The sequence below is a fragment of the Lutispora sp. genome (assembly GCF_041687175.1).
In the GTDB taxonomy this organism is placed as follows: domain Bacteria; phylum Bacillota; class Clostridia; order Lutisporales; family Lutisporaceae; genus Lutispora.
On the sequence record NZ_JAWLCK010000086.1, the window covers coordinates 1 to 11,682 of the forward strand.

The 11,682-nt window shown below is 38.4% G+C and carries 11 protein-coding genes; 4 read left to right on the top strand and 7 right to left on the bottom strand.

Annotated features, from left to right (window positions below; genetic code table 11):
* From ACESM9_RS11445 to fusA, 6 genes are all read right to left on the bottom strand, one after another.
* A partial coding sequence (locus ACESM9_RS11445) for a Clp protease N-terminal domain-containing protein (RefSeq protein WP_372998536.1) occupies positions 1–338 on the bottom strand: 338 nt, incomplete at its 3' end.
* Between the two features lie 28 nt (positions 339–366).
* Positions 367–1,377 carry a protein arginine kinase gene (locus tag ACESM9_RS11450; protein WP_372998539.1) on the bottom strand — a complete coding sequence of 337 codons (1,011 nt, stop codon included), beginning with the start codon at positions 1,375–1,377 and terminating at the stop codon, positions 367–369.
* Positions 1,377–1,889, bottom strand: coding sequence for a UvrB/UvrC motif-containing protein (locus ACESM9_RS11455; protein WP_372998542.1), 513 nt, complete (start codon positions 1,887–1,889; stop codon positions 1,377–1,379). The genes ACESM9_RS11450 and ACESM9_RS11455 overlap by 1 nt, the downstream gene beginning before the upstream one ends.
* Before the next feature lie 23 nt (positions 1,890–1,912).
* The gene (locus tag ACESM9_RS11460) at positions 1,913–2,371 is read right to left on the bottom strand and encodes a CtsR family transcriptional regulator (protein ID WP_372998545.1); all 459 of its coding nucleotides are present in this window, start codon (positions 2,369–2,371) and stop codon (positions 1,913–1,915) included.
* A 172-nt stretch (positions 2,372–2,543) separates the two neighbouring features.
* Positions 2,544–2,777 carry a hypothetical protein gene (locus ACESM9_RS11465; RefSeq protein WP_372998548.1) on the bottom strand — a complete coding sequence of 78 codons (234 nt, stop codon included), beginning with the start codon at positions 2,775–2,777 and terminating at the stop codon, positions 2,544–2,546.
* 133 nt (positions 2,778–2,910) lie between these two features.
* Positions 2,911–4,992: an elongation factor G gene (gene fusA / locus ACESM9_RS11470; protein ID WP_372998551.1), complete on the bottom strand. Its 2,082-nt coding sequence runs from the start codon at positions 4,990–4,992 to the stop codon at positions 2,911–2,913.
* Positions 4,993–5,219: 227 nt separating this feature from the next.
* Here fusA and ACESM9_RS11475 point away from each other — a divergent pair, with 227 nt between their 5' ends.
* The 4 genes from ACESM9_RS11475 (at position 5,220) to ACESM9_RS11490 (ending at position 10,021) form a co-directional block, all read left to right on the top strand.
* On the top strand, positions 5,220–6,464 hold the full coding sequence (locus ACESM9_RS11475) for a pyridoxal phosphate-dependent aminotransferase (RefSeq protein WP_372998554.1): 1,245 nt from the start codon (positions 5,220–5,222) through the stop codon (positions 6,462–6,464).
* An 87-nt stretch (positions 6,465–6,551) separates the two neighbouring features.
* Entirely contained in the window at positions 6,552–7,406 is an 855-nt protein-coding gene (locus ACESM9_RS11480) for a DegV family protein (protein WP_372998557.1), read from the top strand.
* Positions 7,407–7,493: 87 nt separating this feature from the next.
* The gene (locus tag ACESM9_RS11485; RefSeq protein ID WP_372998561.1) at positions 7,494–9,167 is read left to right on the top strand and encodes a 2-oxoacid:acceptor oxidoreductase subunit alpha; all 1,674 of its coding nucleotides are present in this window, start codon (positions 7,494–7,496) and stop codon (positions 9,165–9,167) included.
* A complete protein-coding gene (locus tag ACESM9_RS11490; RefSeq protein WP_372998566.1) occupies positions 9,167–10,021 on the top strand; it encodes a 2-oxoacid:ferredoxin oxidoreductase subunit beta in 855 nt (284 codons plus the stop codon). Before ACESM9_RS11485 ends, ACESM9_RS11490 begins: the two co-directional genes overlap by 1 nt.
* A 56-nt stretch (positions 10,022–10,077) precedes the next feature.
* On the opposite strand, the gene ACESM9_RS11495 is transcribed toward ACESM9_RS11490, so the two are convergent.
* Positions 10,078–11,682, bottom strand: a 1,605-nt coding sequence (locus ACESM9_RS11495) for a thiamine pyrophosphate-dependent enzyme (RefSeq protein ID WP_372998564.1), incomplete at its 5' end; no start/stop codon positions are given.

Below are 11,682 nucleotides of genomic sequence, written 5' to 3' on the forward strand. Positions count from 1 at the left end.
GCTAGAAGCAAATGCTCTGTCCCTACATAGTTATGATTAAAGTTTCTTGCTTCATTGGAACTGTTCTCTATTATATATTTGGTTCTTGGAGTATAGCCTATTACTTTAGAAACAGGTTCGTCTCCCATACTAACCATTGATATTACTGTTGTTCTAAGGCTGTCCAGATCCACACCTTTACTTTTTATCAGCTGAGCGGCAACCCCTTGCCCTTCCTTAACAAGGCCTAGCAATATATGTTCAGTTCCTATATAATTATGTCTTAATCTTAGTGCTTCTTCCTGAGCATATACTAAAACCTTTTGAGCTCTTTCCGTAAATTTATCAAACATGCCCATAATATCTCTCCTTTACCGTGGAATAACACTACAGTTTTTTCCTGATTATTTCTGCTCTTATTATATCCCTCGCATCAGGGCTTAATTCTTCCCCTGCATACTTCTGTATACTTGCAGGCTGAGTCTCTATCATTATCTCATTTAGCAGTGATACCGTCAGATTCTCAATTATGTTCAAGTCCATACCCAATCTGACATCGGACAAAAGCTTCATAGCCTCCTGAGAAGTAATAACCCGGGCATTTTTCAGTATGCCCCAAGCTCTCCAAATTTTATCTTCCAACTGGATTCTGTTATTATTCAACAATATATTTCTAGCTTCCTTTTCTTTTTCTACTATTTGGGATGTTGCTGCATTGATGTTTTCAACTATTTCCTCCTCCGATAGACCTAGGGTTATCTGGTTTGATATTTGAAACAGGTTTCCTTGAAACTCTGTGCCCTCTCCATACATTCCTCTTATGGTTAAGCCTATCTGAGTAACCGTCTGAAGTATCTTGCTTATATTACCTGACATATTTAATGCAGGAAGATGAACCATGGCCGATGCTCTCATACCTGTACCTACATTTGTAGGACAACAGGTCAGATATCCTAGCTTTTCATCATAGGTATAATCAAGGGATTGTTCTAATGCATCATCCACATCATTTGCCATAGCCCAGGCATTTTTCATTTGGAAACCGGGGAGTATGGCTTGAATCCTTATATGATCTTCTTCATTTATCATGATGCTTATTAGTTCATTCTCAGATATCAATGCTGCTCCTTTAGAGCCCTTGGCTAGGTCTGGACTTATTAAATGCTTTTCCAATAATACCTGCCTATCTACATATGGAATCTTATCTATTGTGTATAATTTGTATGACTCCTTATCATTTTTCTTGGCTGCCATCTCTACCTGATCTATAACCTTATTGGCTTCATCTATATTCAAATAAGCAGGAAATGGTGTATTAGCAATATTACGTGCAAGCCTGACTCTGCTGCTCAACACTATTTCATTTTGGGGACCTTGCTGAGTAATCCATCCACTCATTATTCATCCCTCCCACTGCTTTTTTCTAAAGCTCTTATCTTATCTCGTATTTCCGCAGCTTTCTCATATTCTTCTCTTTTTACTGCATTTGCCAATTCAGCTTTTAGAGACTCCATCTCCCTCATAATCTTAAGTCTTCCTCCTGTTCTTTGAGGGATTTTACCTGTATGATTAATATTTCCGTGAATCCTTCTGAATAATGGAGTCAATCTATCTCCAAAGCTCTTATAACAGCTTCCGCAACCAAATCTTCCTGTTTCTCTGAACCGGCTGTACTTCATACCACATACAGGACAAGATGGATCGTCCATAAAATCCACTTTAATGGGTAATGGGGTCCCAGTATTCAACATGCCAGCTAAAAGATCATTTATGGAGAATCCTGTATTCATACTTAAAGCACCTTTGGCCAAAGCACATTGCTCACAAAGATGCATATTGGTCTTTTTACCATTTTCAATTTTGGTTATATGGACAGTGGCAGGCCTTTTACCGCACTCATTGCATATCATAAATATCTCCTCCAGTACTAAAATTATATCAATGCCGAAACAAGCATGGCTTTTAATATTGATGCCCTTATCTCATCTCTTAAGGACTTTGGTATAGATGACAGATTGCTATCATCTACAGCTGCCTTTATTATTTTGCACTCTCTTTCATCTATAAAACCTTCTTTTTGCATAAAATCTACAAAACTATATGCTTTTTCCTTGTTTATATTTTGACCAATTTCCTTTAATAGAATGTTGCTAATATACTGCTGCTTATCTATATTGATTTTTGATATCTTGATGCAGCCTCCTCCACCTCTCCGGGATTCTATATAGTATCCCCTCTCTGTAGTAAACCTGGTGGTCAATACATAGTTTATCTGGGAAGGAGCACAGTTGAAGTAACCAGCAAGCTCATTCCTGCCGATCTCGATTGTACCTTCTGCTTCTTGAATCAAATCATTTATAAACTCTTCAATCAAATCACTAATTCTTGCCATATTATCACTCTTTCTGACTTTGACTTTCTTTGACTTTACTTTTATTATATAACTTCATAATTCTGGTTGCAAGTGTTTTTGTCCTTAAATTTACCCAATAAAAATAAGCTACATGATAATCATGTAACCTATTTAACCCTTCACTTTTATCCTTTCCTATTTTTAATTATGGCTATCTCTTTCTCGCCACAATATAATAATCATTTCCATCATGCCCTCCTTTAGCAGTCCATTGATAGTCTTCTCTGTCAAGTATTGATAATATCCCTTCTGCTCTGAAAGAATCTTGACTGCTCATCTGTATTACCAATTCTTCCCCTTCACCAATATCTTTTATCCTTTCAATAACTTTTCTTACATCGTGCAACCCTATAGGGTGTTCCAGTGTCATTCTTCTTTGTATCATTCAACGACCTCCTATGACATGATGGTTTATAATAATGATTATTACTATTTTATGAAAGCAGAAATTAAATATGCTGACAAAAAAATACGGCAAATCCTTAATTTGCCGTATTCCATATATATAGTATATTTTATTATTCTTTTTCCTTTTCCAAATTAGCAGCTTCAACAACCTTTTGAGCTATTTGGGCAGGAACCTCTTCATATCTTACAAACTTCATACTGAAGCTTCCTCTTGCCTGGGTCATAGATCTCAGATCAGTTGCATATTTGAACATCTCTGCTAAGGGAGCTTCGGCTGTAACCTTCTGGAGCTTTCCTACAGGTTCCATACCAAGAACTCTACCTCTCTTCTTGTTCAAGTCACCAATTATATCACCCATATACTGGTCAGGAACTAATACTTCTACGCTATAAATAGGTTCTAATAAAACAGGATTTGCATCAGCCATACCTTTTTTATAAGCTAAGGATGCTGCAATCTTGAAAGGCATTTCTGCAGAGTCTACAGGATGGAATGAACCATCGTATAATGTACATCTCACATTAACTACAGGATAGCCAGCCAAGACTCCTTCTTCCATACACTCTCTAAGTCCCTTTTCAACAGCAGGTATATACTGTCTGGGTACTACACCTCCAACTATCTTATCAACAAATTCGAATTCTGCACTACCATCCAAAATAGGCTCAAATTCAATCCATACATGACCGTATTGTCCATGACCACCGGATTGCTTCTTGTGTTTTCCTTCCGCCTTTGCAGATTTTTTAATTGTTTCCCTATAAGGTATCTTTGGATCCTTTAATAAAACATCTACTCCAAATTTATTCTGAAGCTTCTTGGTGACAATTTCCAGATGTTGCTCTCCTATGCCGGATATCAAGGTCTGTCTTGTCTCTACATTCTTCTCAACCTTTAAAGTAGGATCCTCTTCAACTAGTCTCTGAAGTCCATTACCTATCTTGTCTTCATCACCCTTTGACTTAGGCTCTATAGCCATAGTAAGGTTTGGTACAGGGAATTCCGCAGGCTCAAAAGTCACAGGATTCTGTGGATCACATAGGGTATCTCCTGTAGTTGTAAACTGAAGTTTTGCTACAGCTCCTATATCACCAGCTATAAGTTTTGTCATAGGAATCTGCTTTTTACCTCTAAGGAGGAACAAACCACTTAATCTCTCTTTTTTCTCTTTATCAGGATTGAAGACTTCACTATCTGAGCTTATACTGCCTGACATTACCTTAAACATGGAAATCTTACCAACAAAGGGGTCAGCCACTGTTTTGAATACCTGAGCACTGAAAGGAAGATTTACATCAAACTTACGATTCTCATCTGCATCAGACTTAGTATTCTTGCATTTATATTCCCCAATGTCAACAGGTGATGGGAAGAAACTCTCAATAGTATTCATGAGAGCTACTATTCCTATATTCTTTATAGCAGAACCACAAAGAACAGGAACAACATCTCCACATACCACACCTATTCTCAATCCTTTTATTATCTCTTCTCTTGTTAGTTCTTCACCGCTGAAATACTTTTCCATAAGCTCTTCATCAGTTTGGGCAGCGGCTTCAATTATCATATTTCTGTATTCTTCTATCTGGTCTTCATAACCTGAAGGTATATCTCCTTCTACTACCTTGTTGCCTTCATTTGTTCTAGCTTTCATATCAATAAGGTCTATAACACCTTTGAAGTTTGATTCTGCCCCTATAGGAATTGCTATAGGAACCAATTTATTACCAAAAACCTCTCTAAGTTGTTCAAAAACCTTTGAGAAGTTTGCATTTTCCCTATCCATTTTATTTATAAAAAATAAGGAAGGCATTCCTTTCTCAGTTACCATCTCCCAGGATTTCTCTGCACCTACCTCAACACCTGACACACTGTCAACGGAGATAACTGCTGCATCACTAACATTAAGACTTGATACTACTTCGCCCACGAAATCGAAATATCCGGGAGTGTCAATGACATTAATCCTTATGTTCTTCCAATCACATGGAGCCACTGCTGCACTTATGGAAATCTTCCTTTTAATTTCTTCTGGATCATAATCTAGAGTAGTAGTACCATCATCTACTTTGCCAAATCTGTCTAACACTCCTGTGTTAAATAACATGGCTTCTGCAATAGTAGTCTTACCAGCACTAGCATGGCCTAATAGACAAATGTTTCTTAAGTTCTCGGTTTTGTATTCTTTCATAAAGTATTCCCCCTTAAAAGGTTATTTTACCTGAATTTCATACTTGACCATATTTTACCCTATAGTTGCATAAAATTTGCAGAACAAAAATAATTTGCCCGTATTTTAATTTTATCTGTATCCGGTGTAAATGTAAAGGGTAAAATACAAAACAAGTATCATTGACGATACAATATTATAAGGTTAGAATGAAGTTAACACTAAATATTAATAATTGAGGTGATTTTATGATTAGCAGTATGGCAGCAAGCCATGCAATATGGCCTAAAGAAGATGATGCAATATTTGGCCTTGCTGCAAAGGCACAACAGGCAGTTAAAAAGCACGGTAAGGATAAGGTGATAAACTCCACCCTAGGGGCACTGATGGATGACAATGGTGACCTGATATGCATGAAGACCGTATATGATGAGTTGAAGTCCATGCCTAATGCCAATTTGGCAGCCTATGCTCTTGTAGCTGGACAACCTGACTTTTTAGAAGCTGTACAAGAAGCCTGCTTCAGGGAGTTCAAACCTGATGCCTTCATCAAAGCTGTTGCCACTCCAGGAGGTACTGGATCAGTCAGACACACCATATTCAATTATACTAATCCTGGAGATACCGTATTGGTATCTGATTGGTATTGGAAACCATATGTAACTATATCAGAGGAATTCGGCAGGAAAGTCTCTCATTATAAACTATTCAATGATAAGAACGAGTTTAATATAGAATCCTTTAAAGAAAATTTCGAAACACTATTAAATAAACAGAAGAGATTGGTTGCCATAATAAACAGCCCTGCTCAGAATCCTACAGGGTATAGTTTGTCTGATGAGGAGTGGCAGCAAGTAATCGATATCATGAAAGAAAATGCAAAAAATCAAGATAATAGGATAATACTATTGATAGATGTAGCCTACATAGACTTTGCCGGAAAAGGAAATGAAAGAAGAAAGTTTTTTAAACTGTTTTCCAATCTGCCTGAAAATATACTAGTTGTTGTAGGATATAGCTTGTCGAAGGGTTATACCATGTATGGCATGAGATTAGGAGCAGCTATTGGTATATCTTCAAACAAAGACATTGCTGAAGAGTTCTATTATTCCTGCGCCCATTCTAATCGAGCCAACTGGTCAAACTGCAATAGAGGCGCTATGGAAGTTATGGCAAGAATTTGCAAAGATCCGGATAAATTTAAGGCATATGAAGAGGAAAAAGACTTATATAAGACAATGCTTCAAAAAAGAGCAGAGGCTTTTGTAAAGGCTTCTGAAGAAGTAGGATTGGAAATACTTCCATATAGAGACGGCTTTTTCATAAGCATACCTTGTGATAATGCAAAAGAAATCAGCGACAAATTGATGGAAGAAAATCTATTCCTCATCCCATTGAAAAAGGGATTAAGATTTGCTGTATGTGCTGTAGCTGAAGATAAATGTAGAATAGCGCCAGCAATGATTAAAAAAGTTATGGATAGTCTTAAATAATTTTGTTTATTTCTGGCAGCAAAAATAATATAATAGGAGTAATATATGCTTCCCTATGGGTAAAAAAATGTAAAGTGAGGAATATGGATGGACAATACTAACAACAAAATTGCATTGATAACGGACAGCAGCTGTGATCTGCCAGCAGAAATATTAAAGGAACATTCTATATTTACCCTTCCCTTAAGAGTCATATATGGGGATAAGGAATATAGAGACGGAGTAGATATCTCACCTCAGGAGGTTTATGACAGAATGCCCGATGAAATACCCAAGACATCTATGGCTTCACCCTCAGATTGTTCAAATCTCCTTGAATCTCTACGAAATCAAGGGATAAAGCACATATTGTCCATCAATATTTCGAGCGGACTAAGCGGAACCTTTGATATGATTAAAATGATAAGCAAGGATTTCCCTGATTTGAATATCATAGCAATAGATTCCAAAAGCCTGTCCATAGGCTTGGGATTTATGGTACATGAAGCTGCCAAAATGATTGCTGAAGGTTTAAAGATAGATGAAGTAAAAGAAAAGATCCTGTCTATAAGGGAAAAAATAAAACTATTTTATTGTCTCCCTGTGTTGGAGTATCTAAAGAAAGGCGGCAGGATAAACACCGTAGCAGCTACAATAGGAGATATAATGGATATCAAACCCATTATATCAATAAACGAAGAGGGCAAGTATTATAGTCATGCTAAGGTCAGAGGCAGAAGAAAGTCCCTAGACAAGTTAGTTGAAATAGCAAAGGAGATTTCAGAAGGGAATATTGTAAGGCTGGCTGTCATGCATGGCAATGCAGAAAAAGAGGCTATAAAGATCAGAGAAACTCTCTCAAAACTGCCAAACGTCAAAGATATAGTATTTGGTCAAATTGGACCTGCCCTTGGGGTTCACACAGGACCAGGTTTGGTAGGAGTGTGTATTTATATTCAGTAAAAAGTAGGTTGTACCGATATACTTGGATTCGGTACAACCTGTTTTTTTATTTATTAATCTATATCTTTCGATAGAGGAGGTATTAATTTGGAGTATAATATTCTAATCGGAGGAGAAGCTGGTCAGGGTATTGAAACCATAAGCGACATACTTGAGAAAACCCTCAATAATATGGGATATTATGTTTACTCCAGTAAGGATTATATGTCAAGGGTCAAAGGTGGGCACAACTTTACCCAGATACGCCTTGGAGACTATCCTATACATTCTCATTGGCCATATCTCGACCTTATAATTGCATTAGATGAAAAAACAGTAAAGCTTCATCGAGATAGATTAAAGCCTAATGGTTGTATACTATGTGATATGTCTATAAAAAATGAGGGTGCTAATACGCTAAGAATACCACTGATAGGCATCGCAAAATCCTTAGGCAACCCAAGAATGGCAAACACTGTCGCACTGGGAGCAGTTTATAAACTGTTTGGCCTTAGCTATGATAGAGCTATTGAACATCTAAATGCAAGATTTGCTAATAAATTTAGAGAAGAAAACATAAAGGCCCTTAAAGAGGGGTATGAGGCTGTTTCTCAGCTTTTTACAATGCCACAGCCTTCAACAGTAAAAAATATTTTGATAAACGGTAACGAGGCCTGTGCCCTAGGAGCTTTAGCTGCAGGCTGTGCATATTATTCTGCATATCCTATGACCCCATCTACCACCATAATGAAATTTATGACCCGTTATGCAGAAAAGGCAGGTATATTTGTGGATCAGGCTGAAGATGAAATTGCTGCTATTAATTCAGCTATTGGTGCCTCCTATGCAGGTATAAGAGCTATGACTGGCACATCCGGAGGAGGTTTTTCCCTTATGGTGGAGGCTTTAGGCCTTGCAGGTGTTACTGAAACCCCTTTGGTGGTTGCAAATGTGCAAAGGCCAGGTCCTGCTACAGGGTTATCCACAAGAACGGAACAAAGCGATCTTTTATTCGTAATATCTGCTGCTCAGGGAGAATTTCCAAGAATGGTTATCGCTCTGAGAAACACGGAAGATGCTTTTTATCAAACTGCCAGAGCCTTTAACCTGGCAGAAAAGTATCAGATCCCTGTTATACTTCTCAGCGATGAGTATCTCTCAGATTGCAAGGTCACTACGAAACCTTATGATTTTGACAAGGTAACCATTGAAAGATACTTGACGGAAAAACCGGAATATGAAGGCATCTTTAGAAGATATGAAGTAACAACTGATGGTATATCACCTAGAATCTTTCCTTCTCAATATGAAAATGTTTTTGTACTGGCAGATAGTCACGAACATGATGAGTATGGTCACATATCTGAAAATGTTGATATCAGAAATAGTATGGTACGAAAAAGAATGAAAAAGATGGAGCTTCTAAGGAAAGATCTTATGGAACCGGATTATTTTGGTTCAGAAAAGCCTGAGTTGCTATTGATAGGTTGGGGTTCTACCTATGGTCCGCTATATGAAGCTCTTCGACTTCTTAAAGCAGATGGTATTGAAGCAGGAGCACTTGTATTTGGAGATATCTGGCCTTTACCTCAAAATAGACTATTGCACTACTGCGATAAAGCAAAAAAAATAATAAATGTAGAGCAAAACTACACCGGTCAATTGGCATCCTTAATAGCTCAACAGACAGGGATCAGATGCCATGGAAGTATATTGAAATATGATGGAAGGCAGATGGATTCTTACTTCATATACAAAGCAGTGAAGGAAGGTGACTATTGATGAAAAACAATCCCTTTCACTATGATTGTGAGATATCCTGGTGTCCCGGTTGCGGTAATTTCGGCATAATAGAAGCACTAAAGGAGACTCTGGAAGAACTGGGCTTAAAGCCATACGAAACAGCAGCCATATCTGGCATAGGCCAGGCAGCAAAACTACCCCATTATATAAACTCCAACGGTTTTAACGGTCTTCACGGTAGGGCTTTGCCTGTTGCTATGGGGGTTAAAATAGCCAATAAGGATCTTACAGTATTTGTGAACTCAGGAGATGGAGATTCCTATGGAGAAGGGGGCAATCACCTGATACACAATATAAGAAGGAATATCGATATAACTCACTTTGTACACAATAACCAGATATATGGCCTTACTAAAGGTCAAGGTTCCCCCACTACGGCACTGAATCAGGTGACTACATTACAATTTGATGGTGTAAAATCCTCACCCTTTAATCCATTGGCTTTTGCAATAAGCCAGGATTGCTCCTTCGTAGCCAGAACCTTCTCCGGGGACAAAGTGCATATGAAAGCTATGATGAAGGCAGCCATAGAAAATAAAGGCTACTCCTTGTTGGATATACTTCAGCCTTGTGTAACCTTCAACAAGGTGAATACTTTCAAGTGGTACAAAGACAGGGTATATTACCTTGATGAGAAATATGATCCATATGATAAAGAAGAAGCCTTCAAGAAGGCATTGGAATGGGGAGACTCTATACCAATAGGTATTTTATACAAATCAGACAAACCAAGTTTTATAGACCGCTTCCATCATTTGAAGGAAGAAGAACCACTAGTAAAAAGAAGATGGAGCCCACAAGATGCCAGGGCTTTTATGGATGAATTCTATTGATGCAAAATGGTATAAGAAGAAGAGCGGTTTCCCGCTCTTCTTTGCATTAGCAAATTTTATTCTGCTTCAGCCATTTTTTTGTAGTTTTCATACTTCTCTTTAGCTACTTCTTCAGCCTTTGCAAACAATTCTTCTGCAATTTCTGGGAATGTAGCAGTCAGTGAAGTATATCTAACCTGACCGTCTAAGAACTTCCTGAAGCTTGCCTTTGGCTCTTTGGAATCCAATGTAAATGGATTCTTGCCTTGGGCTTTAAGCTCTGGATTGTATCTGTACAGGTGCCAATAGCCTGCTTCAACAGCCTGCTGTGCATTAGCCTGTGTTCTTCCCATACCCTCTTTCAAACCATGGTTTATGCAAGGAGCATAAGCAATGATTAGGGATGGTCCATCATACTTCTCTGCTTCAATCAATGCTTTAAGCAATTGATTCTTGTCTGCACCCATTGCAACCTGTGCAACATATACATAGCCGTAAGTAGCAGCAATCATGCCTAGATCTTTCTTCTTAACTCTCTTACCAGAAGCAGCAAATTTAGCAACAGCACCTATTGGTGTAGCTTTAGAAGACTGACCGCCTGTATTGGAGTAAACTTCAGTATCCAATACAAGTACATTTACATTTTCACCTGAAGCCAGTACATGGTCTAATCCGCCGTAACCTATATCATAAGCCCAGCCGTCTCCACCGAATATCCATACTGATTTCTTTATTAGATAATCTTTCTTCTCTGCAATTTCAGCAATTATTTCCTTAGCTCTGTCGCAGCTAACACCATCTGCATTGAGTAATGGAGTAATCATAGCAAAAGCTTTCTTGCTCTCTTCAGCATCGTTCATTCCATCCAACCAAGCTTTGAAAGCTTCTTTGTAGTTTTCAGGAATATCCAATGTCAAAGCTTCATTCATAATGTCAGCCAATCTGCTTCTGATCTGCCTTGTTGCTACTGCCATACCAAATCCGTATTCAGCGTTGTCTTCAAACAGTGAGTTAGCCCATGCGGGACCTTTACCCTCTGCATTTGTACAATATGGCATAGATGGTGCAGAAGCACCCCAGATTGAAGAACAACCAGTTGCGTTGGCAACTATCATTCTATCTCCGAAAAGCTGGGTAATAAGCTTAACATATGGGGTTTCACCGCAGCCTGCGCATGCACCTGAGAATTCTAACAACGGTTGTGCAAACTGGCTTCCTTTAACTGTAGTTAAAGGCATTAGATTATCTTTTACTGGAACCTTCATAGCATAATCCCAGTTTGGAATCTGAACCTCAGTTTGAGTTTCAAGAGGCTTCATAACGAGAGCCTTTTCCTTGGCAGGGCAAATATCTGCACAGTTTCCACAACCCGTACAATCCATTGTGCTTACTTGCATTCTATACTGTAATCCGCTAAGCTCTTTGCCTATAGCATTTTTGGTCTCAAAGCCTGCCGGAGCATTCTTCTTCTCTTCTTCTGTAAGAAGTATAGGTCTTATAGCTGCATGTGGGCATACATAAGAGCATTGGTTGCACTGTATGCATTTATCTATCTGCCATTCAGGTACATATACAGCTATTCCCCTCTTCTCATATGCAGAGGTTCCCATTGGGAAATGTCCGTCTTCTCTTCCAACGAAAGCGCTTACAGGCAGTGAATCTCCTTCCTGTCTGTTTATTGG